This window comes from Pseudonocardia xinjiangensis (assembly GCF_050948425.1).
Taxonomy (GTDB): domain Bacteria; phylum Actinomycetota; class Actinomycetes; order Mycobacteriales; family Pseudonocardiaceae; genus Pseudonocardia; species Pseudonocardia xinjiangensis.
In genome coordinates this window covers 5,956,118-5,980,471 of sequence record NZ_CP192009.1, presented here as the reverse complement: position 1 = coordinate 5,980,471, position 24,354 = coordinate 5,956,118, and the positions used below count along the sequence as shown (strand labels likewise).

At 71.1% G+C, this 24,354-nt stretch carries 22 protein-coding genes, 2 pseudogenes and 1 riboswitch; of the genes and pseudogenes, 11 read left to right on the top strand and 13 right to left on the bottom strand.

Annotated features, from left to right (window positions below; all coding sequences use genetic code 11):
* Nucleotides 1-5: 5 nt before the first annotated feature.
* Nucleotides 6-215: a MerR family DNA-binding transcriptional regulator gene (locus ACQPZA_RS28130; RefSeq protein ID WP_433275178.1), complete on the bottom strand. Its 210-nt coding sequence runs from the start codon at nucleotides 213-215 to the stop codon at nucleotides 6-8.
* An 886-nt stretch (nucleotides 216-1,101) separates the two neighbouring features.
* Here ACQPZA_RS28130 and ACQPZA_RS28125 point away from each other — a divergent pair.
* The 5 genes from ACQPZA_RS28125 to ACQPZA_RS28105 are packed head-to-tail and all read left to right on the top strand — an operon-like array spanning nucleotide 1,102 to nucleotide 6,383.
* Nucleotides 1,102-1,992 (top strand): ABC transporter permease, encoded by an 891-nt coding sequence (locus tag ACQPZA_RS28125; protein ID WP_433283028.1) that lies wholly within the window; start codon nucleotides 1,102-1,104, stop codon nucleotides 1,990-1,992.
* Entirely contained in the window at nucleotides 1,992-2,720 is a 729-nt protein-coding gene (locus tag ACQPZA_RS28120; protein ID WP_433275177.1) for an ABC transporter permease, read from the top strand. Before ACQPZA_RS28125 ends, ACQPZA_RS28120 begins: the two co-directional genes overlap by 1 nt.
* Nucleotides 2,717-2,992 carry an ABC transporter permease subunit gene (locus ACQPZA_RS28115; protein ID WP_433275176.1) on the top strand — a complete coding sequence of 92 codons (276 nt, stop codon included), beginning with the start codon at nucleotides 2,717-2,719 and terminating at the stop codon, nucleotides 2,990-2,992. The genes ACQPZA_RS28120 and ACQPZA_RS28115 overlap by 4 nt, the downstream gene beginning before the upstream one ends.
* Entirely contained in the window at nucleotides 2,989-4,704 is a 1,716-nt protein-coding gene (locus ACQPZA_RS28110) for an ABC transporter substrate-binding protein (protein WP_433275175.1), read from the top strand. The genes ACQPZA_RS28115 and ACQPZA_RS28110 overlap by 4 nt, the downstream gene beginning before the upstream one ends.
* Nucleotides 4,701-6,383, top strand: coding sequence for a dipeptide ABC transporter ATP-binding protein (locus ACQPZA_RS28105; RefSeq protein ID WP_433275174.1), 1,683 nt, complete (start codon nucleotides 4,701-4,703; stop codon nucleotides 6,381-6,383). The genes ACQPZA_RS28110 and ACQPZA_RS28105 overlap by 4 nt, the downstream gene beginning before the upstream one ends.
* Nucleotides 6,384-6,405: 22 nt before the next feature.
* Here ACQPZA_RS28105 and thrC read toward each other — a convergent pair whose 3' ends face one another.
* Nucleotides 6,406-7,689: a threonine synthase gene (thrC, locus tag ACQPZA_RS28100; RefSeq protein ID WP_169395718.1), complete on the bottom strand. Its 1,284-nt coding sequence runs from the start codon at nucleotides 7,687-7,689 to the stop codon at nucleotides 6,406-6,408.
* Between the two features lie 9 nt (nucleotides 7,690-7,698).
* Nucleotides 7,699-7,813: riboswitch (SAM riboswitch) on the bottom strand.
* A gap of 140 nt (nucleotides 7,814-7,953) precedes the next feature.
* On the opposite strand from thrC, the gene holA reads away from it, so the two are divergent.
* A complete protein-coding gene (gene holA, locus ACQPZA_RS28095; RefSeq protein ID WP_433275173.1) occupies nucleotides 7,954-8,922 on the top strand; it encodes a DNA polymerase III subunit delta in 969 nt (322 codons plus the stop codon).
* Nucleotides 8,923-9,015: 93 nt separating this feature from the next.
* Here holA and rpsT read toward each other — a convergent pair whose 3' ends face one another.
* Nucleotides 9,016-9,276, bottom strand: a complete 261-nt coding sequence (gene rpsT, locus ACQPZA_RS28090; protein WP_169395720.1) for a 30S ribosomal protein S20 — start codon at nucleotides 9,274-9,276, stop codon at nucleotides 9,016-9,018.
* 160 nt (nucleotides 9,277-9,436) lie between these two features.
* Here rpsT and ACQPZA_RS28085 point away from each other — a divergent pair, with 160 nt between their 5' ends.
* Complete coding sequence (locus ACQPZA_RS28085) at nucleotides 9,437-10,189, top strand: alpha/beta fold hydrolase (protein ID WP_433275172.1); 753 nt, start codon at nucleotides 9,437-9,439, stop codon at nucleotides 10,187-10,189.
* 40 nt (nucleotides 10,190-10,229) lie between these two features.
* Here ACQPZA_RS28085 and ACQPZA_RS28080 read toward each other — a convergent pair whose 3' ends face one another.
* Nucleotides 10,230-12,029 (bottom strand): diguanylate cyclase, encoded by a 1,800-nt coding sequence (locus tag ACQPZA_RS28080; RefSeq protein WP_433275171.1) that lies wholly within the window; start codon nucleotides 12,027-12,029, stop codon nucleotides 10,230-10,232.
* 352 nt (nucleotides 12,030-12,381) lie between these two features.
* Here ACQPZA_RS28080 and lepA point away from each other — a divergent pair, with 352 nt between their 5' ends.
* From lepA to ACQPZA_RS28065, 3 genes are all read left to right on the top strand, one after another.
* Nucleotides 12,382-14,229, top strand: coding sequence for a translation elongation factor 4 (lepA, locus tag ACQPZA_RS28075; RefSeq protein ID WP_169395723.1), 1,848 nt, complete (start codon nucleotides 12,382-12,384; stop codon nucleotides 14,227-14,229).
* A gap of 81 nt (nucleotides 14,230-14,310) precedes the next feature.
* Nucleotides 14,311-14,736, top strand: coding sequence for a hypothetical protein (locus ACQPZA_RS28070; RefSeq protein ID WP_169395724.1), 426 nt, complete (start codon nucleotides 14,311-14,313; stop codon nucleotides 14,734-14,736).
* On the top strand, nucleotides 14,733-15,401 hold the full coding sequence (locus ACQPZA_RS28065; RefSeq protein ID WP_433275170.1) for an MOSC domain-containing protein: 669 nt from the start codon (nucleotides 14,733-14,735) through the stop codon (nucleotides 15,399-15,401). The genes ACQPZA_RS28070 and ACQPZA_RS28065 overlap by 4 nt, the downstream gene beginning before the upstream one ends.
* A gap of 74 nt (nucleotides 15,402-15,475) precedes the next feature.
* Here ACQPZA_RS28065 and ACQPZA_RS28060 read toward each other — a convergent pair whose 3' ends face one another.
* Both ACQPZA_RS28060 and ACQPZA_RS28055 read right to left on the bottom strand, forming a co-directional pair.
* Complete coding sequence (locus ACQPZA_RS28060; RefSeq protein ID WP_433275169.1) at nucleotides 15,476-15,892, bottom strand: MarR family winged helix-turn-helix transcriptional regulator; 417 nt, start codon at nucleotides 15,890-15,892, stop codon at nucleotides 15,476-15,478.
* Nucleotides 15,893-16,040: 148 nt separating this feature from the next.
* Nucleotides 16,041-17,006 carry a zinc-binding dehydrogenase gene (locus ACQPZA_RS28055; protein ID WP_433275168.1) on the bottom strand — a complete coding sequence of 322 codons (966 nt, stop codon included), beginning with the start codon at nucleotides 17,004-17,006 and terminating at the stop codon, nucleotides 16,041-16,043.
* A gap of 61 nt (nucleotides 17,007-17,067) precedes the next feature.
* On the opposite strand from ACQPZA_RS28055, the gene ACQPZA_RS28050 reads away from it, so the two are divergent.
* Nucleotides 17,068-17,274, top strand: coding sequence for a hypothetical protein (locus tag ACQPZA_RS28050; protein WP_433275167.1), 207 nt, complete (start codon nucleotides 17,068-17,070; stop codon nucleotides 17,272-17,274).
* Between the two features lie 10 nt (nucleotides 17,275-17,284).
* Here the strand turns inward: ACQPZA_RS28050 and ACQPZA_RS28045 are convergent.
* The 7 genes and pseudogenes from ACQPZA_RS28045 to ACQPZA_RS28015 form a co-directional block, all read right to left on the bottom strand.
* A pseudogene (locus ACQPZA_RS28045) lies at nucleotides 17,285-18,190 on the bottom strand (ACP S-malonyltransferase); the annotation flags it as partial.
* Between the two features lie 20 nt (nucleotides 18,191-18,210).
* Nucleotides 18,211-18,855, bottom strand: a complete 645-nt coding sequence (locus ACQPZA_RS28040; RefSeq protein WP_433283026.1) for a malonate decarboxylase holo-ACP synthase — start codon at nucleotides 18,853-18,855, stop codon at nucleotides 18,211-18,213.
* 226 nt (nucleotides 18,856-19,081) lie between these two features.
* A pseudogene (mdcD, locus tag ACQPZA_RS28035) lies at nucleotides 19,082-20,671 on the bottom strand (biotin-independent malonate decarboxylase subunit beta); the annotation flags it as partial.
* Complete coding sequence (mdcC, locus tag ACQPZA_RS28030) at nucleotides 20,575-20,895, bottom strand: malonate decarboxylase acyl carrier protein (RefSeq protein WP_433275166.1); 321 nt, start codon at nucleotides 20,893-20,895, stop codon at nucleotides 20,575-20,577. The pseudogene mdcD and the gene mdcC, both read right to left, overlap by 97 nt.
* Nucleotides 20,883-21,755 (bottom strand): triphosphoribosyl-dephospho-CoA synthase, encoded by an 873-nt coding sequence (locus tag ACQPZA_RS28025; protein ID WP_433275165.1) that lies wholly within the window; start codon nucleotides 21,753-21,755, stop codon nucleotides 20,883-20,885. The genes mdcC and ACQPZA_RS28025 overlap by 13 nt, the downstream gene beginning before the upstream one ends.
* Nucleotides 21,756-21,759: 4 nt before the next feature.
* A complete protein-coding gene (mdcA, locus tag ACQPZA_RS28020; protein ID WP_433275164.1) occupies nucleotides 21,760-23,421 on the bottom strand; it encodes a malonate decarboxylase subunit alpha in 1,662 nt (553 codons plus the stop codon).
* Nucleotides 23,422-23,431: 10 nt separating this feature from the next.
* Nucleotides 23,432-24,328, bottom strand: a complete 897-nt coding sequence (locus ACQPZA_RS28015) for an alpha/beta hydrolase (RefSeq protein ID WP_433275163.1) — start codon at nucleotides 24,326-24,328, stop codon at nucleotides 23,432-23,434.
* Nucleotides 24,329-24,354: the final 26 nt, after the last annotated feature.

The window sequence follows — 24,354 nt, the reverse complement described above, 5'->3', positions numbered from 1 at the left end:
ACTTCTCAGCCGCCTCCGCGCTGTCCCCGAGGCGGGAGGTCGCGGAGCTGACGCTGGAGCTCTGAGAGCTTCCAGCGCCGGTGGCCGGACGGGAGCACGCGAGACGGAGAGACGTAGCCCTCGTCGGCGTAGCGAACGAGAGTCATGCGAGAGATACCGAGTCGCTTGGCTGCAACCCCCGTCGTCAACTCCTCTTCGTCATCGCTCTCCGTCACGGCGATCACGCTAAGCGATGGCGAGAGCGACACGGTCAACCTGATCGATACTGGCGATCTGTGCGTGTTGGGCGACTTGGTCGAGTTGTGCGATCCTGTCGTCAGTCCACAGATGGGGCCGGGGGATGAGCACGCCTGCTACGCATGCCGACATCTGGCGAGAGTTCGTCGAGGAGCTTGCTTCCATGCCGGACGTCATCGAGTCGCTTACGGCACTCCACGTCGCAGCCTTGGACGGCCGCTGCCGGGCATGCACGACACCGGGCAGAGGAACGCCGCTGGCTTCGTGGCCGTGCTCCCTGGCGGCGTTGGCACTCGATGCGGTGCGCCTGTGCGCCGCGCGCGGTGGTCGCCGTCTGCGGTCTGTTGGGCCACGTTCTGAGGAGAACGGCCTGCGTGCTGGCGGAGAAGGTAGTGGCGACCGTCTGACATCGGCCACGGCGGCTGAATGTGAGGAAGACGGCGAACGCTTGACTGACGATCACCGCCGGTGATCTTCTCCCCGACTGGGACGACCCGGGCGCAGCCTGGCCCGGTGGGCGGATTCGCCCGGATAGGCAGGACGGTCTTGAGCGGCTGGGCGGAGCGCAGGGCGGTACCGCGGCCCTGCCTGCTCGTGTCCCGGCGCTACGTCGACCTGCTCCGGGTCGCGAGCGCGGGCTGTCCGCTCAGCCGCTGACCGACCCCACGGCCGTCGCCCGCTGCGCCGGGTGAGGCCCCGGCACGTGTCGAGATGGTGCCCATCAGCGCGTGCCGTCCGTGCGTGCGTCCCGTAACCCTCGCGCGTCGCTCCCCCGACATCGGAGATCTGTCTGTGACCGCACCGAACCGGCCGCCGGCCACACGGCTGTTCTCCCGGCGTAGCTCCGGGACCGACTCCCCGTCGCTGGTGTCCGCACTGCGGCGGGCAGTGCGCACGGACCGCTGGGTGCTCGCCGCCGCCGTGGTGATCGTGGTGCTGCTCCTGGTGGCTCTGGCCGCACCGCTGCTCTCGGCGCTGGAGGGCCAGGATCCGTACACCTACGACATCGCGGCCCTGGACCCCGCCACGGGGGTGCCGGCAGGGGTGCTCGGTGGAGTGAGTGCGGCGCACTGGTTCGGTGTCGAGCCGCTCACCGGGCGGGATCTGTTCGCGATCGTCGCCTACGGGGCGCGCACGTCGTTCCTGATCGGGACCGTCTCCACCGTGATCGCCACGGTGGTGGGGGTGCTGCTCGGGGTCAGCGCCGCCTACCGCGGTGGCTGGGTGGACCGGATCGTGGTCCGGGTCGCGGACGTGCTGCTCGGTTTCCCCTCTCTCGTCTTCATGATCGCCCTCGGCGCGATCGCGCCGGCGTCCTTCCCGCGGCCCCTGCTGCTCGTGCTGATCATCGGGTTCTTCGGCTGGCCGCGCGTCGCGCGGATCGTGCGCGCCGAGACGCTGTCGTTGAAGCAACGCAAGTTCGTCTCCGCCGCGCGGTCGCTCGGGGCGCCGCCCTGGCACGTCCTCAGGGTGGAGCTGCTGCCCAACCTGTGGGCGTCGATCGTCGTGGTGTTCACGCTCAGCATCCCGGCGAACATCGGGCTGGAGGCGGCCCTGTCCTTCCTCGGCGTGGGCGTTCCCCCGCCGACGCCCAGCTGGGGCAGATCGATCTCCGACGCGATCGGCTGGGTCGCCACCGACCCGATGTTCCTGATCTTCCCCGGGGCAGCCCTGTTCCTCGCCACCTGGGCGTTCAACGTGCTCGGCGACGGGCTGCGGGACGCGGTCGACCCGCGCTCGGGACACCGGATCTGATGGCGCTCCTGAGGTTCGTCGCGGGTCGGGTGCTGTCCATGGTGCTGGTGCTGGTCGTGGTCAGCCTCGCCACCTACGCGGTCTTCTACCTGCTGCCGTCCGATCCGGCCCTGCTCTCCTGCGGCAAGCCGTGCACCCCGGGGAACCTCGCGATCGCGCGGCAGTACATGGGCTTCGACCAGCCGTGGTTCCTGCAGTACCTGTCCTTCCTCGCGGCCGTCCTGGTCGGGCGCACGTACGGCACCGGCCCCGCCGCCATCCACTGCGCCGCACCGTGCTTCGGGTACTCCTTCCAGCAGAACGCCCCGGTGAGCGACCTGATCGCCGGCCGGGTGCCGGTGACGTTCTCGCTGGCCATCGGGGCGGCCGTGATCTGGTTGTGCGTCGGGGTCGGCACCGGGGTGGTGTCCGCACTGCACCGCGGACGGCCGTTGGACCGGCTGCTGATGGCCGGGTCCGTTGCCGGGGTCTCCGCGCCGACGTACCTGGTGGGGCTGCTGGGGATCCTGCTGTTCGGGTTCACGCTCGACGTGGTGCCGGTCAGCGGGTATGTCCCGTTAACCGAGAGCCCGGTCGACTGGGCGTGGCACCTCGTGCTGCCGTGGCTCGTGCTGGCGTTCCTGCACGCGGCGCTCTACGCCCGGCTCACCCGCAACCAGATGCTGAACGTCCTGGGCGAGACTTCATCCGCACGGCCAGGGCGAAGGGCGTGCGGGAGTCCCGCGTGATCCGGCGGCACGCGCTGCGCAACGTCGCGCTGCCGGTGGTGACGATCTTCGGTCTGGACCTCGGTTCGCTGCTCGGCGGTGCGGTCATCACCGAGCGGGTGTTCTCGATGCCCGGCCTGGGCGGCCTGCTCATCGATGCCGTCCAGCAGCTCGACCTGCCGCTGCTGCTGGGCTACACGGTCTTCGCCACCTTCCTCATCGTGGTCGCCAACACCCTGGTCGACCTGCTCTACGGCCTGCTCGACCCCCGGGCGCGGCTGGTTCGTTCGTGATCATCGACAAGGAGAACTTCATGGACCGGCGGGCATTCCTACGACTCGTTGCGACGGCAGGCGCGGTCAGTGGGGCCGGTGCACTGCTGGCGGCCTGCAACGCGAACGAGCGCAGCTCCGGTGCCACCACGACCGCGGCCACCGCGCCAGGCGGCACGCTCTACGTCCTCCAGGACAGCGCCACCAACACCTTCGACCCGGCGAAGAGCCAGAGCCTCGCCATCACCTCGCTGGCCCTCGTGCACCGGAGGCTGACCAGCTGGGACATCCGGCCCGGGGTCACCGCCACGGTGGTACCGGACCTCGCCACCGACACCGGCACGCCCAGCGACGGCGGGGCGACGTGGACGTTCACCCTCAAGGACGGGTTGCGGTTCTCCGACGGGTCCCCGATCACCAGCGCGGACGTCAAGTGGGGGGTGGAGCGGTCCTTCTCGCCCGCGTTCTCGCAGGGCCTCACCTACCACAAGTCGCTGCTCGTCGGCGGGGGCGACTACCGCGGCCCGTTCGAGGGGCAGGAGCTCAGCTCGATCGAGACCCCCGACGAGAAGACGATCGTCTTCCGGCTGGCCCGCCCCTACGGCGACTGGACGTGGATCGCCAGCACCCCGGCCTTCGCGCCCGTGCCGCGTAACACCGGCGCCGAGGCGAACTACGGCGAACACCCCGTCGGCTCCGGCCCGTACCAGGTGCAGTCCTACCAGCAGGGCGTGGGAGCCACCCTGGTGCGCAACCCGAACTGGGACAAGGCGACCGACCAGGTCCGCACCGGCCTGCCCGACCAGGTCGTCTTCCAGTTCTCCCAGGACCGGACGGTGATCTCCCAGCGACTCGCCGCCGACAGCGGTGACGACCGCTTCGCCTTCGGGGCCTCGTTCGTCGCAGCGGCCACCCTGGCCCAGCTGGAGGGCAACCCCGCCGTCAAGCAGCGGGTGGTCACCTCCGACGCCGGCGCGCTGGCCATGCTGGTCATGAACACCCAGAAGGGCCCGCTGGCCGATCCCGCGGTGCGCACGGCGTTCCAGTACGCGGTGGACCGAAGCGCCTTCCAGGTGGCTGCCGCAGGCTCGGCGGCGCTCGCCGGGGAGGTCGCCACCACCCTCATCACCCCCGGCATCGCCGGCCGGGAGACCTACGACCTCTACCCCACGCAACCGGCCGGCGACCCGGAGAAGGCCAAGCAGATGCTCGCGGCCGCCGGCCATCCCGACGGCCTGCCCGGCCTGAGCCTGCTGGTGAGCACCTCCAACGGTGGGGCGGACAGGGCACAGGCGGTCGGGGCGGCACTCGCCAGGGCGGGCATCCAGGTGTCGATCCGGCCGCTCGACTCCGACGCCTTCACCGCGGAGGTGACGGGCGCACAGGCGAACTACGACCTGGCCTACTTCAGCTGGCAGCCCGACTTCCCGAGCCCGAACGGCAACATCCAGCCGCTCTTCGCGTCCGGCGAGATCGGCAACGGCGGCTACAACATCTCCCGGTACTCCAACGCCGAGGTGGACGCGTTGATCGCCGACGCGCAGGCCACGGTGGACCCGGTCGAGGCCGGACGCAAGTGGGCCGCGGTGGACCGGCGGATCATGCAGGACAGCCCCGTCGTGCCGCTGATCTACACGCGCAACTCGTTCCTGCGCGGCTCGAAGGTCGGCGACTTCTTCGTGGCGGCCTTCCCCGCCTATCCCAACTACCTCAAGGTGGGCATCACGCCGTGACCGCGCCTGCCTTGCTGGAGGTGCGGGACATCTCGGTGTCCTTCGGCGCCGCCGGCCGGTCGACCGCCGCCGTGACGGAGGTCAGCTACTCGGTGGGAACCGGCGAGGTGGTGGCCGTCGTCGGCGAGTCGGGCTCGGGGAAGACGGTCACGGCGATGTCGCTGCTGGGGCTGCTCCCGGGCACCGCCACGGTGTCCGGCTCGGCGCTGCTGCGCGGGCGGGAGCTGATCGCCCTCGACGCGGAGGAGCTGCGTGCTGTGCGTGGCAACGAGGTCGGCTTCGTCTTCCAGGAGCCGATGAGCGCGCTCAACCCGGTGCTGACCATCGGTGCCCAGGTGCTCGAGGCGATCACGACCCATCGTTCGCTGACGCGGGCGGCGGCCCGGCAGCGCATGCTCGAGCTCCTGGCGCTGGTCGGGCTACCCGACCCGCAGCGCAAGGCCCGCTCCTACCCCCACGAGCTGTCCGGCGGTCAACTGCAACGGGTGGTGATCGCCATCGCGATCGCCAACGAGCCCGCCCTGCTCATCGCCGACGAGCCCACCACCGCGCTCGACGTGACCGTGCAGGCCGAGATCCTCGACCTCCTGCGCGACCTGCGTGACCGGCTCGGCATCGGGATCCTGCTCATCACCCACGACATGGGGGTGGTCGCCGACCTCGCCGACCGGGTCGTCGTGATGCGGGCGGGCCGGGTGGTGGAGGAGGCGAGCGTCGCGCAGCTGTTCGCCGCACCCCGTGAGGAGTACACGCGCCAACTGCTCGACGCCGTGGTGTCCCTGCCCGCCGCCCCGCCGGTCCCCGCGCCGGAGCAGCCCGGCATCCGTGTCGACGGCGCCGGCATCCTGACCGTGGAGGACCTGCGGGTGACCTACCGCGGGCGGTTCGACGTCCCGGCCGTGGAGGGGGTGAGTCTGCACGTCGCCGCCGGAGAGGTGTACGGGCTCGTCGGTGAGTCGGGTTCGGGCAAGAGCACGATCGCCGCGGCCATCACCGGCCTGGTGCGACCAGAGTGGGGCGCGATCCGGCTCTCCGGCGACGACCTCGCCGCGCTGCGCGGCAAGGCCCTGCGGCGCGCCCGTGGCCGGATCGGCATGGTCTTCCAGGACCCCGCGTCGTCGTTGAACCCCCGGGCCACCATCGGCGCCAGCGTGGCCGAGCCGCTGCGCCTGCACACCCGCCTGCACGGCAGCGACCTGAGCCGCCGGGTGGACGACCTGCTCGACGCCGCGCAGCTCCCGACCTCCACACGCGACCGGTTCCCGCACGAGCTCTCCGGGGGCAAACGTCAACGGGTCGGCATCGCCAGAGCCATCGCCCTGAACCCCGACCTCCTGATCGCCGACGAACCGACCAGCTCCCTGGACGTCTCCGTGCAGGCCCGGATCCTCGACCTGTTCCGGGACCTGCAGGCACAGCTGAGGTTCGCCTGCCTGTTCATCTCGCACGACCTCGCCGTGATCGGCGCGCTCGCGGCCCGGGTCGGCGTCATGCACCGCGGGCGGATCGTCGAGCAGGGGAGCACCGCCCAGGTGCTGCAGGCGCCGCGCCACCGCTACACCCAACGGCTCCTCGCCTCGGCGCCCGTGGCCGACCCGGCCGAACAGCAGCGCAGGCGCGCGATCTGGCACACGATCCGGGACGCGCAACCCGAGGTTGCCGCCCCCAGCGCCTCGTGACCGCGCCGGGGGCCGCCCCGGCTCAGAGCCCGCGCGCCGCCAGCGCCTCGCGCACGGCCTTGCTGGTGGAGGGCACCGTGGCCGACGGGCCGATCTGGCCGGCGACCGCGTCGAGGGTCTTGAGGCCGTCGCCGGTGATCAGCAGCACGGTCTCGGCGTCCGGGTCGAGCTTGCCCGACTCCACGAGCTTCTTCGCGGTGGCCACCGTGACCCCGCCCGCGGTCTCGGCGAAGACCCCCTCGGTGCGGGCGAGCAGCCGGATGCCGTCGACCACCTCGGCGTCGCTGACGTGCGCCACCGCACCCCCGGTGCGGCGCACCGCGTCGAGGACGTAGGGGCCGTCGGCCGGGTTGCCGATCGCGAGCGAGCGGGCGATCGTGTCCGGGCGCACCGGCTGCACCACGTCGTGGCCGTCCTCGAACGCCTTGGCCACGGGGGAGCAGCCGGTGGCCTGCGCCCCGAACACGCGGTAGGGCGTGGGCTCCACCAGGCCCAGCTTGCCGAGCTCGGTGAAGCCCTTGTCCACCTTGGTCAGCTGGGACCCCGACGCCACGGGCACCACGATCTGCTCCGGCAGCCGCCAGCCGAGCTGCTCGGCCACCTCGTAGCCCAGGGTCTTGGAGCCCTCGGCGTAGTACGGCCGCACGTTGACGTTGACGAACGCCCAGTCCTCGTGCTCGGCGGCGAGCTCGGTGGCCAGCCGGTTGACGTCGTCGTAGTTGCCGTCGACGGCGAGCAGGGTGCCGTCGTAGACGGCGGTGGTGAGCACCTTCGCCTGCTCGAGCGAGGACGGGATGAGCACGACCGAGTCCCACCCGGCGCGGGCCGCTGCGGCGGCCACGGCGTTGGCGAGGTTGCCCGTGGACGGGCAGGCGAGCACCGAGAACCCGAGCTCGCGCGCGGCGGCGAGCGCCACCGCGACCACGCGGTCCTTGAAGGAGTGGGTCGGGTTGCCGGTGTCGTCCTTCACCCAGAGGTTGCGCAGCCCCAGCGCGGCGCCCAGCCGGTCAGCCTTGATCAGGCGGGTGAGACCGGGCTCGGTGTTGGGGTGCTCCTGCACGGTGGACGGCACGGGCAACAGCTGCCGGTAGCGCCAGATCGACTTGGGGCCGGCCTCGATGGACTCACGGGTCACCGTGCCGAAGTCGTAGGCGACCTCGAGCGGGCCGAAGCACTGGGGGCAGGCGAACTCGGCCGCGAGCGGAATCTGGTGGCCGCACTCCCGACAGGACAGGGCGCGCGCGGGCCCGAGGTCGTAGGCGGCGGTGGATCCGCCGTCGGGACGCGTGGAGGCAGTCAGGGTCATCGAAAGATCTCCTCATCTTCCCCGCACCATGCGGGTCGGAATTGGCACCGTGATCGAGCGCGGACGCGCATCGCCGGTTGCCGGGGCTTCGCCGGGCCGTTCCCTCTGCCCCTCTGGATGAGCCATGTGAAGTTGTTCCGCGGCTGGTCGAGCAGCCGTCAGATGTCAGACACGTTACGTCACGATCCACTGCGGACCCAAGTCCTGTCCGGATTCTGGGAGCCGGGTCACGCGATGTCGGTGGCGTGCGCAAGCATGGACGGCATGTCCGCGCCCCCTCCGCCCGCGCCGTTGCGCCTCATCCTCGGCGAGGAGGAGCTGCTGGTGGAGCGGGCGGTCGAGCAGGTCGTCGCGGAGGTGCGGGCGGGTGAGCCCGGCGCCGAGCTGCGGCGTTACCGGGCCGCCGACCTCACCCCGGTCGACCTGGCCGACAACCTGAGCCCGTCGCTGTTCGCCGAGGGCCGGGTCATCGTCCTGCAGGCCGCCCACGAGGTGGGCAAGGAGCTCGCCACGGCGATCGTCGAGCAGTCGGCCGATCCGGCCGATGGCATCGTCCTGGTCGTGCTCCACGCGGGGGGCGCCCGCAACAAGGCGCTGGCCGACGCGCTGCGCAAGGGTGGCGCCGTCGTCACCACGTGCAACCGGATCACCCGCTCCGAGGAGCGGTCCGACTTCGTGCGCTCCGAGGTGCGACGCGCCGGTGGGCGGATCGCCCCCGCCGCGGTGGGCGTCCTGATCGAGGCGGTCGGGTCCGACCTGCGGGAGCTCGCTGCCGCGGCGGGCCAGCTCGTGGCCGACACCGGCGGCACCGTCGACGAGCAGGCCGTGCGCCGCTACCACCGGGGCCGCGCGGAGGCGTCCGGTTTCGCGGTGGCCGACAAGGTGATGGCCGGCGACCGGGCGGGGGCGCTGGAGGCGTTGCGCTGGGCGCTCGTGCTGGGGGTGGCGCCCGTTCTCGTGGCCGACGCGCTGGCCGACGGGGTGCGCACCCTGGCCAGGGTGGGTGCGGCCGGCCGGGGCGACCCCAATCGGCTCGCGGGCACGCTGGGCATGCCGCCGTGGAAGGTGCGCAAAGCTCAGGCCCAGGTACGGGCGTGGCAGCCCGAGTCGCTCGCGGTCGCGTTCGACGCGGCGGCCGAGGTGAACGCCGACGTCAAGGGGGCGGCGGCCGACGCGGGGTACGCGCTGGAACGCGCGGTGCTGCGGATCTGCGCGGCGCGCGAGTCACGCTGAGCGCAACCGGAGGGTCGGCGCTGTGGCGATGACACAGCACAACGGCGCCGCCCCCGGGGGGCAGCGCCGTTGTGAGCTGGAGCTGGCGCCTCGTCAGAGCGCGTCGACGCGCTTGGACAGCGACGACTTGCGGTTGGCGGCCTGGTTCTTGTGGATGACGCCCTTGCTGGCCGCCTTGTCGAGCGCACGGGCTGCGGCCCGCTGCAGCTCGGTGGCCTTCTCGGTGTCGCCGGCCTCCGCAGCCTCGCGGAAACGCCGCACGGCGGTGCGAACGGCGGACTTGACCGACTTGTTGCGCTGGCGGCGCTTCTCGTTGGTCTTGACCCGCTTGATCTGGGACTTGATGTTGGCCACGCGAATGCCTCGAGTTCTTCTTCGCCTTGTTCCGGTCCGCACCGGCGGCGGGGGATCCTGCGTTCACGCCGGGCGCTCAGCGGTCCATGTTACAGCCCGGCGGGGGCCGCCGGAAATCGGCCCGGCCGGGCAGCTCCCGCGGTCGGCCTAGGGTGATCGCATGACGGTGGTTCTGGTGCACGGCAATCCGGAGACCGAGGCGTTGTGGGAGCCGCTGAGCGAGCGGCTGTCCGCGCTCGGCCACGCCGACCAGGTGCGGCTCTCGCCGCCGGGGTTCGGGGCCCCGGTGCCGCCGGGCTGGACCGCGACGGTCGAGGAGTACCGCGACTGGCTGGTGGCCGAGCTGGAGGCCATCGGGCGCCCGGTCGACCTGGTGGGTCACGACTGGGGCGGTGGGCACGTGCTCAACGTCGCGATGACCCGGCCCGACCTGCTGCGCAGCTGGTGCTCCGATGTCGTGGGGATCTTCGATCCGGACTACGTGTGGCACGACCTGGCGCAGGACTGGCAGACCCCCGGGGTGGGTGAGGCGGCGATCGAGGAGCGGTTGGACATCCCGGTGGAGAAGGTGGTGGCGAACCTGGCCGAGCGCGGCATGGCTGTTGAGGTCGCCGAGCGCATCGCGCCTGCTTTCGACGCGACGATGGGGGAGTGCATCCTCGCGCTGTACCGCTCGGCGGCGCAGCCGGTGCTGGCGGAGCTCGGGGCCGGGCTGGAGGCTGCGGCGGCCCGCCCGGGGCTCTCGGTGGTGGCCACCGAGGATCATTTCGTGGGCACGGTCGAGCAACGCCACCGTGCCGCGGTGCGGGCGGGTGCTCGTGAGGAGGTGCTCGACGGGCTCGGGCACTGGTGGATGACCCAGGATCCCGATCGGGGCGCGGCGGTGCTGGCCCGGTTCCTGGACTCCCAGTGACCCCGGCCCCGTGACATCGGCGTGCCGCCGGTGACGGCAGCTACTCGGGCGGAACGGTGGCCGCGCTCGACGGCACTGTGGACATGACGCGGCCGGCGTGAACGGCGCCGGTGACCACGGTGTTGCCACCGGAGTGCTTGGCCCGGTACATGGCGGCGTCCGCGGCGGCGAGCGCCACCTCGGGCTCGCCGTCGAGCGGGGCGCGGACCACCCCGACCGACATGGTGACGCCGGCGGCGACATCGGCGGGCAGTGCGGCCACGGCGTCGGTGGCCCGCTGCAGCGCCGCCCGCGCCTCGGGCAGCGGCGTGGCCGGCATGACCACGACGAACTCGTCGCCGCCGTAGCGGGCCACGAGGTCCTGGGAACGCAGGATGGTGCGCAGGCACATGGCGACCTCGCGCAGCACGGCGTCGCCCGCGGCGTGGGAGCGGGCGTCGTTGACGTCCTTGAACCGGTCGAGGTCGATCAGGGCGACGGCACACGGCTGGAGTGCCGGCGTGGTGGTGGCCTCGACGAGCCGCATGTCCAGCGCCCGCCGGTTCGGCAGCCCGGTGAGCGGGTCCTGCAGGGCCTGGGCGGCCACCGCGCCGTGCTCGCGGGCCAACCGGTGGTGCTCGGAGTGGCTGCGCAGCGCGGTGAGGCGCGCCTCGCGCAGGGCCCACAGCTCGGCCTCCAGCGCCTCGGCGTAGCTCGCGAGCGCGTCGGAGCGCCGCGGTGCACCGTGGGCGAGCTCGTCCATCCTCGCGAACTCCCGGTGCAGCGCGAGAGCGAGCACGGCGTCCGGGGTGGACTTGCGCAGCTCGTGGTGCAGCGGGGCGAGTGCCGCCGCCGCGTCGCCCGGACCGCCCGCTGCGAGCAGGCAACGTGCCGTGGCGATGGCGAGCATGATGCGGTCCTCGGTGAAGTTGGTCATCGGCTCGAGCGCGACGAGCATCTCCAGGTGCTCGGGCGCCGGCTGCTTCAAGGAGTACGCCGCTCCGATGATCGAGCACTCCTCGATGGCCGCGGTCCCGCCTTCGGGCAGGCCGTGCGCGGCGGCCCAGAGCCGGGCGGCGGTCTGCGCGGTCTGCGCGGCGCCGACGAAGCGGGTGGCGGCGGCCGCATCGCGTCCGCCACGCTCGAGGCGCAGCGCCCACGACAGCTGCAGCCGGACGCGGTTGAGCTGGAGCACGAGACGGTCCATCAACGACGCACCGCCCTCGGACACGGTGATCGCCCGCTGTGACACCTCGTCGGCCAGCTCGTGCGAGCCGAGCTTGAGCAGCACGAGGACCAGCCCGTTGAGACTCCGCGAGAGCAGCCGCGACCATTCTGCAGGGTCCTCGTGGGGACCCGGGGCGGTGAGCTCGGTGAGGATGGCGTGGGCGACTGCGGTGTCGGTGAGCGCGTTCTCCCCCTGGTGGAAGACGGCGGTGCGGTGCGCGCGGAGCGTGGCGGCCTCGCCGAGCCTGCGCGGGTCGTCATCGAGCTCGGCGAGCTCGGTGTACTCCAGGAGCAGAGCCTCGACCTCCGCCTCGACCGTCTCCGCGTCGGGGTGGCCAGGGGCGGTACGGACCGGGTCGAGGATGCGCAGCAGGATGCACATCCGGAGCAGCTCGGACACGAGTGGCGACGGGCGGTGCTTGCGGGCGTGCGCGAGCAGCTCGTCCAGCCCGATCCGGGCGGCCACCGCGCCCGCCGAGGTGCCCCGCTGCTGCCAGCGGAACTTGTCGGTGGCCCGGACCAGGATCTGCTGGTCGGTCAGCCGGCATGCGTCCTGTGCGCAGCGGCAGCTCGCCTCGCCCCTCACGAGTACGCACTCGCTCGGGACGGCGAGGGCCGATGAGCGCGGAGTCACGGGTCGCCCCCTGCGAAGGCCATCGGGCAGCTCGGATCGGTCGCCGAGGCTGGGGTCCCGACGGGGGGACCGCGGAGCTCCGTCTCGGCCCTGAGTCTCCACGATTTGGTCATGGTGACACGAGATGCGCTCCGGTGGGAGGCCGGTTTCGGCGATCTGTCCGGCCCGCTGACGGTGATCGCCAGGTCGCGCCCGCCCGGGCCGGCGCACTGCGGAGCCGTAATGCTCCGTGCAGCCCGTCCCCACAGCAGTACGGCTCCATGGTGCGTGCGCGGGGGCCGGGTGACCGGCGGCTCCGCGCTCACGGCGCCGCATGGGACGATAGAGGGACCTATACCTGAAGGATCCGTGAGTGAGCTCGTTCGCCGACCAGACGTTCACCCCTCCGGAGCTGATCCGGAACTTCTGCATCATCGCCCACATCGACCACGGCAAGTCCACCTTGGCCGACCGCATGCTGCAGCTCACCGGTGTGGTGGAGGAGCGGGCGATGCGCGCCCAGTACCTCGACCGGATGGACATCGAGCGCGAGCGCGGCATCACGATCAAGGCGCAGAACGTGCGGTTGCCGTGGAAGGTGGGGACCACGGAACACGTCCTGCACCTCATCGACACCCCCGGCCACGTCGACTTCACCTACGAGGTGAGCCGGGCGCTCGAGGCGTGTGAGGGCGCCGTCCTGCTGGTCGACGCCGCGCAGGGCATCGAGGCCCAGACGCTGGCCAACCTGTACCTGGCGCTGGAGAAGGACCTCACGATCATCCCGGTCCTCAACAAGATCGACCTGCCGGCCGCCGACCCGGACCGGTACGCGGCGGAGATCGCGCACATCGTGGGCTGCGAGCCCGACGACGTGCTGCGGGTGAGCGCCAAGACCGGGCTCGGCGTGCGGGAGCTGCTCGACGAGGTGGTCCGGGTGACACCGGCGCCGGTCGGTGACCCCGATGCCCCCGCACGGGCGATGATCTTCGACTCGGTCTACGACACCTACCGCGGCGTCGTCACCTACATCCGTGTGGTCGACGGGAAGATCACCCCGCGCGAGCGGATCAAGATGATGTCCACGGGCACCACCCACGAGCTGCTCGAGGTGGGCATCGTCTCCCCGGAGCCCAAGCCGAGCGTCGGGCTCGGCGTCGGCGAGGTGGGCTACCTCATCACCGGCGTGAAGGACGTGCGGCAGTCGAAGGTCGGCGACACGATCACGAGCCAGCGCCACGGCGCCACGCAGCCGCTCACGGGCTACCGCGAGCCGCGTCCGATGGTCTACTCGGGCCTCTACCCCGTCGACGGCTCGGAGTACCCGGACCTGCGTGAGGCGCTGGACAAGCTGCAGCTCAACGACGCCGCGCTCACCTACGAGCCGGAGACCTCGGCGGCGCTGGGCTTCGGGTTCCGCTGCGGGTTCCTCGGCCTGCTGCACCTGGAGATCACCCGCGACCGGCTGGAGCGCGAGGCCGGGCTGGACCTGATCTCCACCGCGCCGAACGTCGTCTACCGCGTGATCAAGGACGACGGCACCGAGATGACGGTGACCAACCCGTCCGACTGGCCGACCGGCAAGGTCGCGCAGATCTTCGAGCCGGTGGTGAAGGTGACGGTACTGGCGCCGTCGGAGTTCATCGGCACGATCATGGAGCTGTGCCAGGGCAGGCGCGGCCAGCTCGGCGGGATGGACTACCTGTCGGAGAGCCGGGTCGAGCTGCGCTACACGATGCCGCTCGCCGAGATCATCTTCGACTTCTTCGACGCCCTGAAGTCACGCACCCGCGGCTACGCCAGCCTCGACTACGAGGAGGCGGGCGAGCAGGAGGCGGAGCTGGTGAAGGTCGACATCATGCTGCAGGGCGAGGCGGTCGACGCGTTCTCCGCGATCCGGCACAAGGACGATGCCTACTCCTACGGCACGTCCATGACCACCAAGCTGCGTGAGCTGATCCCGCGCCAGCAGTTCGAGGTGCCGATCCAGGCGGCGATCGGGTCGCGGATCATCGCGCGGGAGAACATCCGGGCGATCCGCAAGGACGTTCTCGCCAAGTGCTACGGCGGTGACATCACTCGCAAGCGCAAGCTGCTGGAGAAGCAGAAGGAGGGCAAGAAGCGGATGAAGACCATCGGACGGGTCGAGGTCCCGCAGGAGGCCTTCGTCGCGGCGCTGTCCACCGACTCCGCGGGGGACGCCAAGTCCGGGAAGAAGTAGGCGTCGGCGCCGCCCTGATCATGGGGCGCCGCCGGTGCGAATGATCTCGGCGATGATCGCCGTTCCCCTTACCATGACCCCATGACGGATCTTCCGGCGGCACCCGGCGGGCAGTCGCCGGGGGTCGCCGGCCTCGTCCTGGTGGTCGTCCTGGTGATCGGGGTGTTCGCCGGCCGGTCGAAGCGGCGGTTCACGCTGCTTCTCGTAGGGCTGCTGGTGACCCTCGGGATCGGCGTCGCGGTCACCGTGCTCGCCGCCGCGCCCGGGGCGGTCGCCGACCGCGCGGCGGAGCTCACCGGGTTCTACGCGGTGGCGGTGCCGCTGACGGTCGCCTACGCGGCCGGCTGGCTGTGCGGACGCGGCAACTTGCTCTGGCGCCTGGTGGTGCTCGGGGTGGCCGTGCTGGTGCTCGCTGTCTTCCCCTACACCGACGCGGGACGGGTCACGGCTGACACGGTGCTCGGAGCGCCCGCTCCGGGACCTCGGGACGGGGGAGCGCTGAGATGACCACGCAGGCCACGCAGGCCGGGGGACGGGTCGAGTCGGTGAACGTGGCCGTCGTGCGCACCGACGACTGGACGAAGGTCAAGAGCGGGCGTTCCGGCATCGACAAGCGTCCGGTCGAGGGCCCGGTGCTGCTCACGGCCACCGGCCTCGACGGCGACACGGTGTGCGACGTCGCGAACCACGGCGGCCCGGACCAGGCCGTGTACGCCTACTCGGTCGACGACCTCGCGTTCTGGACGGCCGAGCTCGGACAGCCGGTGCTGCCCGGCGGGGTGGGGGAGAACCTCACGATGTCGGGGGTGGACTGCTCGGGCGCCGTGATCGGCGAGCGCTGGCAGGTGGGGGACACCGTGCTGCAGGTCCGCGGCCCCCGGATCCCGTGCCAGGTGTTCGCCGGGTTCCGCGGCGTGCCCGATCTCGTCCGGCGGTTCGTCGCCGCCCGACGGCCAGGTGCCTACCTGGCCGTCGAACGTCCCGGCGCGGTGGCGGCGGGCGACTCCGTGCGTGTGCTCGACCGTCCCGTTCACGGCGTCACGGTGACCCACCTGATGGCTGCGCTCACCGGCGAGCGCAGCCAGGTGCCGATGATCGTGGCTGCCCGCGAGCACCTCGGTGCTCGCGGGCGGGACTGGCTGGACAACGCGCTCGGGGTGAAGCGGGGCTGATCCGGGGGGCTGGCGGGGAGGCTGTGGGCGGGGAGGCGAGGCTGCTGGGGAGGCGGCGTGGGAGCGAAGGTCGGTCAGACGTTGACGCCCTGGCAGGCCAGGGCTTCGAGGAGTTCGGCGAGCTGGGCGCGCTCGGGGGTGTGGGGGGAGCCGAGTGCTTCGCCTGCGCGGCGTTCCACGCGCCCGCAGACTCGTTCGACCACAGCGCGACCGTCCGCAGCGAGATGGACGAGAACGCGACGGCGGTCCTCCGGATCCGTGCGCCGGTAGGCCAGCTTGGCAGCGACCAACCGGTCCACCACACGGGTGGCCGTCGGGGCAGGCAGAGCGGTGTGCGAGGCGATCTCGCCCATGCTCCGACCACCGCCGCGGGCCAGCATCAGCAGCACTCGCCAGCCATCTCGGCTGACCCCTTCCGCCGAGGTGACCGGCGACAGTGCGGCGGCGACCGCACGGTCCAACCGGTCAAGCAACTCGACCAGACCTGTCACTCGGGGCACCGGGATGTACACGGACCCCGGCGCCGTTCGACTTGGTGGCTCAGACACGGTTACTTACTGTACGTCCTGAGAGGGCCAAGCGGGTCTCTCAGGAACCAGTTGCCGTAGACGAGCGGCTGATCCAACGCGACGGACGGCGCTATTTGGTAAAGACGATCTTGCCAGATGTCTCGCCGTCGAGCATCGCGCGGAACCCCTCAGCAGCCTGATCCATCGGCAGTTCGAGCCCGATCTCGGGGCTGATACCGGCGTTCGCAACGAAACTGAGCAGGTCGGACAGCTCTTCCCGGGTGCCCATGGTCGAACCGACGACGCGGAGCTGGAGGAAGAACAGACGCTGGAGATCGGCGCCCGGGTTCGGACCGCTCGTCGATCCGCTCACAACAATCACACCGCCGGGCTTGAGTGCCCGCATCGAGTGTGACCACGTGGCGTCACCGACCGTCTCGAATACGGCATCGACGCGCTCGGGCAGCCGCTCCCCCGACGGGAACGTGGCGTGCGCGCCCAGCTTCTCCGCGACCGCCCGCTTCTCCTCCGTGCGGCCGGTGACCCAGACCCGCATCCCCGCCGCGGTACCGAGCTGTACGAGCGCCGTGGAGACCCCTCCGGACGCACCCTGCACCAGCATGGTCTGGCCGGGCCGCAGCCCGGACTTCACGAACAGCATCCGGTAGGCCGTCAGCCAGGCCGTGCCCATCACCGACGCCTGCACCGGGGTGAGACCCGCGGGCTTCGGCACGGCGTTGCGCTTCGGGACCACGACGGTGTCGGCGAACGTGCCCTGGTGCTTCTCGGTGAGCAGTGTGCGCTTCGGGTCGAGGGTCTCGTCACCGTGCAGCGACGCGTCGCCGATCACCGAGTGCAGCACGACCTCGGTGCCGTCCTCCAGGGTGCCGGCGCCGTCGCAGCCGAGGATCATCGGGAACTGCTCGGGCTTGATGCCGACGCCTCGCAGCGTCCACAGGTCGTGCATGTTCAGGCTGGCGGCGGCGACCGATACGGCCACCCAGCCGTCGGGCACCTCGGGTTCGGGGCGCTCGCCCACGGTCAGGGAGTCGAGCGGAGCGTCGGCGTTGGGCTCTGCGGCGTAGACGGCGAACATGGCAGGAAAACTAGTCGCATCGGTTGCCCGCTACCGTGTGGGCGATGAGGCGGCTCGGAACGTGACGGGGGGTGGGGACGTGATGCGCGCGGTGGCCGACTGGTGGGACGCGGTCGAGCTGTGGATCACCCAGCTCCCGTTCCCGCTGCAGGTGGTCCTGGCCATTGTGGTGGTGCTGCCCCTGTGCTGGGGCACCTCGGCAGGCGTGGACCGGCTGGTCGACCTGGCGGCCGCCCAGCTGGGGCGGGACCGTCCGAACGGTCCCTAGGAACCCACGATCACTGCTTGCGGCGAGCCCGGGCGACTGTCGAGTGAAAGCCGTCGTCCTGCAACGACACCGCGGTGAGTCCGGTGGTTGCCGACCGCACCAGCCGGGTGAGGACGTGACCCGGGTGGGTCTCGATGGTGAACGAGGCACCGAGCTCGGGCATCAGCCGGGCGGCGTCGTACCACTGCACGGGATGGGCCACCGCCTGCGCGAGATCGTCGAAGATCGCCTCGGCGGTGTCCACCGCCCGGCCCCGCGTGTTGGTGAGGTAGCGCGCCGTCGGGATGCGCCGGGGGAGTCCGGCAAGGTGCGCCACGAGCCGCTGCGCGGTGCCCGCCTGCAGGGGACAGTGCGAGGCGACCGTGACGTCGAGCCGCTGGTAATCGGCGGCGCCGGCCGCCCTGGCGGCGTGGCCCGCAATCTGCAGTGCGGCCGTGGTGCCGCTGAGAACGGTCTGCGTGGCGCTGTTGATGTTGGCCAACCACACGTCGTCGGTCGGCAGGTCCTCCACCAGCTGCCTCGCGGCACGGATGGGCAAGCCGGTCAGGGCGGCCATTCCCCAGCCGCCCTGTGAGCAAGCATCCTTCATCGATCGCCCGCGGAGCTCGACGGCGGTCATGGCGTCTGCGAGGTCGAGCACTCCCGCGGTCACGGCGGCGGCGAACGCTCCAACGGAATGGCCGGCGACGAACTGCGGCTTCAGCCCCCCGTCCTCGATGAGGGCGCGGGCACATGCGACCCCGGCGATCAGCAGGGCGAGCTGGACATTGGTGGTGTCGGCCAGGGCCGAGGCGCTGTCGACGTCCGCAGGCATTCCGAGACGCTCGAGACAGGACCGGGACTCAGCCAGGACGGCTGCGACGGCGGGACTGCCGGGAAGGGCATCCAGCATGTTCGGCTGCTGGGAACCCTGGCCGGGGAACAGGAAGGCCAGGCTCATCGCACGGCAAGTGCGCGTGGCAGCAGCTGGGGGCCCAGCGGCGTCTTCACCAGGACGTCGCGGCCGGCGGAGAGGAGCTCGTCCAGTGCGATCGCGCCCGTGCGGATCTCGACCTGGCAGTCGACGCGGACTTCCGACCGGTCGAGGTGACGGCGCACCGCCGCGAGCCGGTTCAGCACGGCCGAGGTGAGCTGCGGGGCCCGGACCAGAAGATCGAGATCGCTGTCCGGCGACGCGGTGGGCGACCCGGTCGTGAGCTCGAAGCCGACGCTTCCGGTCGGTCCCCACGCCATCCCCGACTCGTCGAGCAGCGTCCGGACCGCTCTGAACGCCCGGATCGCTGCCACCTCGGCGCCGGATGCGGAGGGCACGTCGACGAGGTCTTCCGGAGCCACGCGCCGGACGACGTCGTGCGGGGTGACGCTCCACGCATGGCGATGAGATCGGCCGCTTCCGCGGACACCGACCGCGATGAGCCCATCGGGGACCGCAGCCCGCCGGACGACCACCCACGGGGTGGCCCGCAGCGCGGACCGCACCCATGACGGGGCGCCGGCGGGCAGTGCATCCGCTGCCGCGCCGGACAGCCTGAGCAGATCGTGTGGTTGCGGCGGTGTCACGGCTGTGGTTCTGGGTTCCATTGCCGGGCAAGCAGGTCACGGACCGCGCGCGAGGCGTGCCGGGTGGTGACGGCAGCCTCGGAGTCGAGCCGGTTGGACAGGTCGAGCGGGCCGTGCTGCGCGCGCTCGACCGCGTCGGTGATCGCCGCTCCGACCTTGCGGACGTCGCCCGGAGTCGGCGCGTCGGCGTCGTCGACGGCGAGCAGGCCGTCGCAGAATCCGAGCTCGGCCCAGTCCGGACGTCGTAGCTCATCGGCACGATGGTCTTCGCGAGCTCGTCGAGCTGTTGCACGCTGCGCAGCGTGATTCGCGCGGCGGCGGCCTTGTGCATGGCGTGGATCTCGACGTGAGGGTCATCGAGAGCCAGGATCTGGTTGGCCTGCAGGCCATGGGTGAGGAATCCGCCGGACAGTGCCGTTCCGACGACCACGGCGACGATCGGGTGCCCCGCGGTGCGGGCCGCGTGATACGCATCGGTGGTAGCTGCCATGGCCTGATGCAGGCCCGCCATCTCCTCGTTGCGGCCGTAGGCCTGGCTGGGGAGGTCGACGACGGCGATGATCGCCCGTTTCCGTTCTGCGTCCCGGTCGGCTTCGATCAGGTCACGCACGGACTGGGCCAGGGCCAGCGACTCCGTGAGCCCGACCTGCCCCTCGCGGGCGCGATAGAACCGGTTCTGCGGATCGGGAACCACGGCGAGATAGCGGGCGTCCTGCGTCGTCGCCGACAGGACCGACGGGATGATCGCTTCGGGGGTGACGCCACCACTGAGGGCGCCCAGCCAGGCCCGCCCGCGCGTCTCGGGATGGGTGTGCCGCGCGGGTGAGCCGTCCGGCAGCGCCGGCGTGGGGACCGGCTCGTACGCAGAACCCCAGAGTCGGCGAAGGTCTGCGGGGGTCGGCTGTTCGGCGGGGTCGAGCGTCGCCAAGCGTGACGCGAGGACGTCGAGGCGTTGGCTGCGGTATCGGCCGGGCTCGGCGACGCCGGCGGCGACGGCCGACACCAGGGTGGCGCGCAACAGATCCGCGTCATCCGGAACGAGGTCGTCGGCGAGTGCGGTCGCCACTCGCTGCTCTCCGCCGGTGACCGCCCAGACCAGCTTGTGGTCGCTCGAGTCGAACTCGTCGACGCCGCCCTCCTGTTCGATGACGGCCGGCCCGTTGAGCCCGATCCGCGCCTGCGGGGTGACGATCAACCGGGTGCACAGCCCCGCCGCGATGCTCATCCCGCCGAACGAACCGACGGTGCCCGCGACGACACCGATGACCGGTGCGAGAGGACGTAGATCGAGCACGGCCGAACAGATCTCGGCGACCGCATTGAGACCGAGGTTGGCCTCCTGCAGCCGGACTCCGCCGGTCTCGAAGAGGATCACCGCGGCGGTCGGTGTCCCGGCCCGCGAATCCGCGGCTGCCAGCAGCAGCGCCTGGGAGATCTTTGCGCCCGACACCTCGCCGGTCCCGCCGCCCTGGAAACCCTGTTCGATCGCGGCTGTCACCGCTGGGTGCCCGTCGACGGTGCCGCGGGCGATGACGGTGCCGTCATCGGCCTGCGGCGTGACGTCCTGGGGCATCAGCCATGGGGACTCCAGCCGGTCGAACGGCCCGGCGAGGACCCGCACGGAACCAGGGTCGAGGAGCGCAGTGGCACGGCCGAGTGCGTCGAGTTCGATGAAGCTGCGGCGTTGGAGCAAGTCGTGCCAGGTCTGTTCGCCCAACAGGGCGGCGTTCTCGGTGCCGGTCACGAGTCCGCTCCGTTCGTGGTGGCCGACTCGGCGGCTTGGCGCAGGCGCAGATTGACCACGCCCGGCGTGGCGCCGAAGTCGTTGAGCTCCCATCGACCCGCCAGCGTGGCCCGTGCGAAGAACCGCTCGAGGACGTCGTGCCATACCGTGTCGAACCCGTTGACACTGGTGCGGACCCGCACGGTGGCGAGGTCCGGCGGCTCGCCCGATTCAGGTGGTGCGAGCAGGATCTCGAGATCACCCGAGGCGACGACGCCGATGTGGACCGCGCGTCGTGCCACCTGCGTGGCGGGAAACTCGTAGTTCAGAGTCTGCACGGCGGGGATGTCCTTTCGTCCAGGGCGTCGAGAAACAGCGTGACCGACAGCAGGTCCCCGCTGCCGCCCGGAGACAGCCGGCGGTCCAGGCACATCCGGTCCAGCGCCGTGAAGTGGTCTCGACCCAGTGGGGTACGGCACCCGCCCGCCGCACGGACGGCCAGGGCGCCGGCCTGAACGGCACTCAATGCTGCGGGTCCGCCGCGGTGCAGCACACAGGTGTCGTCGAGATGGGCGACCAGGGACAGCAGCGCGTCCAACCGGGCGGACGCTTCGTCGAGGCCTGCCCGGCGGGCCGCGTGGAGCGCAGGAAATGCGTGCCGCCGAACGTGGGGAAACCCCGCCTGCGCCTCGCCTGCCGCACCGGACGTGCCGTAACGCCTGCGGACCCGTGCACCGTGCGACATCGTCGCGATCGGGTCACCCTCCAGGGCGGGGTCGGGAATCCGGGCCAGCAGGGCGGCGACGTCGATCGCACCTGCCATGTCGCCGCGCACCGCCGCTCCGGCGCTCAGCAGGCCCAGCGCCCACAGGGCGCCGCGGTGGGTGTTGACCCCGCCGGTGGCATCGAGCATGGCCTCTTCACCGTTGCGGCCGATCAGGCCGAGACGCACGCGTAGGTCGATCGCCGAGTCCGAGTCCCCCGCTGCCGAGGCGCATTCGGTGAATGCGCCGCGCAACGACTCGGCCGAGTCGTGCAACATGCTCAGGTCCATGTCGGCATGGGCGCCGGTGCCCCGGCGGTCGACCAGTCCCGGTTTCGGGGTCAGGTCGGCCTCGGCGCGCAGTGCCGTGACGGCCAGATCGGCGACGTCGTCCGCGGCGAGAGCCGTTGTCGTCTCCAGCCTTGCGGCAGTCACCGGATCACCAGTCCCTGAACTGTGACGGTGGTTCGTAGAGCCCACCGGACCAGGCGACCAGGTCCTCGATGCTGCGCGCGGCGAGCAGCGAGCGGTTGGCCAGCCGGGTCTCGACCTCGAGATCTTCGGGGAAGGCGACGAGACCGTCGCGGCGCAGCGCCTCCGTGCGCCGCGCTTCGGCACGACGTCCGACCGGGGTGACGCCGGCGATCGCGGCCAGCGCGTCCCGCCGGTCGGCCAGGGAATGCGCTTTGTACAGGTACGCGACGCCTTCCTCGGTGACCACGTGGGAGACGTCGTCGCCGTAGATCATCACCGGCGGCAGCGGCATGCCGGCCTGCTTGCCGACGTAGACCGCGTCGAGCGTTTCCACGAAGGTGGGTACTCCTCCGGCCCGGAAGGTCGGGGCCAGCGCAACCACCAGTTTGCGACCCCGTCTGCTTGCGCCCTCTCCACGGGCGAGTTCCAGCCAGGCAGGCGTGGAGTGCCGACGGCCGTGTGGATCGTGACCCATGTTCGGAGCGCCGCCGAAGCCGGACAGCCGCCCGTCCGTGACGGTCGAGGAGTTCGCGTCCCCGTCGATCTGCAGCGACGATCCGATGAACATGTCGACGGCGTACTGGCCCGCCAGTTGACCGAGCACCCGGTTCGAGCGCAACGAGCCGTCGGCGCCGTTGAAGAACACGTCCGGGCGCGCGGCGGCGTACCGGTTCATGCCGGACTCCCCACCGAAGCTGTAGATCGACTCGACCCACCCGGACTCGATCGCGGGGATCATGGTGGGGTGCGGGTTCAGCACCCAGTGCTTCGCGATCCGGCCCCTGAGGCCGAGTTGTTCGCCATACGTCGGTAGCAGCAGTTCGATCGCTGCCGTGTCGAAACCGATGCCGTGATTGAGCGAGACCACCTCGTGACGCTCGTAGACGCCCCGGATGGCGATCATGGCCTTGAGGATCTCGACGTCACCGATGTGCCGAGGGTCGCGGGTGAACAGCGGCTCGAGGAAGAACGGACGGTCCGCGGCGACGACGTAGTCGACCCAACTGCCCGGGATGTCCACTCGCGGAAGCTCTTCGGAGCCGACGATCTCGTTCGCCTGGACGATCACCACGCCGTCGTGGAACGCGCCGGCTTCGGCGATCGTCGGGGTGTCCTCGGTGTTCGCGCCGGTGTACAGGTTGCCGTCGCGGTCTGCCTTGTCGGCACACAGCAGCACGACGTCCGGGGCCAGGTCGACGAACATCCTGGCGTACAGCTCGACATAGGTGTGGATGGCGCCGATCTGCACGGTGCCGTCGTCGACCAGCTGCGCGATCCGGACGCTCTGGGGACCCGCATAGGCCAGGTCCAGCTTGGTTGCGATGCCGCGTTCGAACAGGTCGAGGTGTTCGGACCGGGACACCGACGAGATGAGCATGTGCAGCTTGTTGATCCGCTCGGGATCGCAGTCCGCAAGCGTGCGCGACAGGTAGTCGGCCTGCTTCTGGTTGTCTCCCTCGAGAGCCACCCGGTCGCCAGGTCGGACGACGTTCTGCAGCAGATCCTTCAGCCGGCCCCGTTCGACCACCTTGCCGTCGCAGTGCGCGGCGCCGGCTCGCAGGCGTTCGGCCTTGGCGGTGCGGCGCGTGTCCCACCGCTTCTGCGGTCTGGATGATGTCGTCGCCATGGCGATCGCGTCAGCGCACGGAGTCGATGGCCTGCTGGATGACAGCGGTCACTGCGTCGGGGTGGGAGATCAGGGTCAGATGCGACCCGCCGTTGAAGAGGGTGACGTGTGAGTGGGCCCGCTGGGCCATGGCCTTCTCGGAGGTGGGCGTGATGATCTGGTCGCCGCTGCTGATGAAGTACCACGACGGGATCGTCTTCCATGCCGCGTACTTCGAGGGCGTGTCGAAGGCACTCGTCGACGCGGCGCGCTGGGTCGCCCACAACTGCGTGGCCAGGTCCGGCGGGAGATCGCTGCCGAAGTTGTGCACGAAGATGTCCTGCTTGAGGTAGAGGTCGACGGCGCCTGCCGGTGCGCCCGGGTACGGGACCTTGTCGAAGAGCTTTCCATCGGGATTCGTCTTGAGAACCGAATCAGCGCCGCTCAGCGAGCCGTTGGTCTCGCCGACGTCCGGAGCGGCGGCGTCGATGTAGACCAGCGCCTTGATGTTCGGGTTGTCCACTGCGGCGTTGGTGATCACCGCTCCGCCATAGGAATGGCCGACCAGCACGATCGGCCCGCTCAGCGTCGAGAGAAAACTCTTGACGGACTCGGCGTCGGTGGTGAGGTTCTCCAGGGGGTTGGCGATGGCCCGGGCGTCGTAGCCCTGCTTGCGCAGTGCGGAGACTTCCCCGTCCCAGCTCGACGCGTCGGCCCACGCCCCGTGCACCAGCACGACGGTGGGCTTCACGCCGGTGGACGGTGCCGCCGCAGGCGCGGTGGCCGCCGTCGATGAACTGGACTCCGGTGCCGTCGGCGCGGCCGCCGGTGCCTGGGAGCCGGCGCACGCGCCGAGTAGCGCGAACCCGGCGAAGAAGATGGCGGCAAAGGCGGTGGCGCGGCTCGCGCGACGGGAGAATTGGGACATTTTCGACGTCCGATCTGGTTCGTTAC